Source organism: Nocardia alni, from assembly GCF_019038435.1.
GTDB classification, from domain to species: Bacteria; Actinomycetota; Actinomycetes; order Mycobacteriales; family Mycobacteriaceae; genus Nocardia; species Nocardia alni.
Genome location: NZ_JAGPOX010000367.1, coordinates 1 through 424 on the forward strand (window position 1 = coordinate 1; position 424 = coordinate 424).

Annotated in this window: 1 protein-coding gene; it reads left to right on the forward strand. The window is 73.1% G+C overall.

Annotation, left to right across the window (positions count from 1 at the left end):
* Positions 1-205: 205 nt before the first annotated feature.
* A partial coding sequence (locus tag JZ791_RS44360; protein WP_216903993.1) for a hypothetical protein occupies positions 206-424 on the forward strand: 219 nt, incomplete at its 3' end.

The following is a 424-nucleotide window of genomic DNA, read 5'->3' on the forward strand; positions in this document are numbered from 1 at the left end:
CCGCCGCCCGGCAGGTGTGCAGTGTCGTGGCCGGGCCGTGAGGCTCGGTACGCAGGTTTGTTAATGCAACCTGATTGCGTTAACATCGCCGCCACCCGCCCGCCTGCACGCCGTGGCGGGGCATCCACTTTCCTGATACTCCGGCGGGCGGCCTGCACGCTTGCCTGCCCACCCGCGCCTGCGCGGGCGTCGTCGACAATACGCCATGCCATTTTCTCCCGTTCCCGGTCCGCGCGCGTGGGCCCTCCTGCTGGGGGCCGCGCCCGTCGCCGCGCTGGCGCAGTCCGTTGCGCCGCAGGATGCCCCGGTGGCCTCCCTGCCGCAGGTCGAGGTGCGCGAACGCGCCGAAACCCCGCGCCTGGCACAGCCGGCCACATCCGCCTCGCGCCTGGGGCTCACCGTGCGCGAGACGCCGGCCTCGATC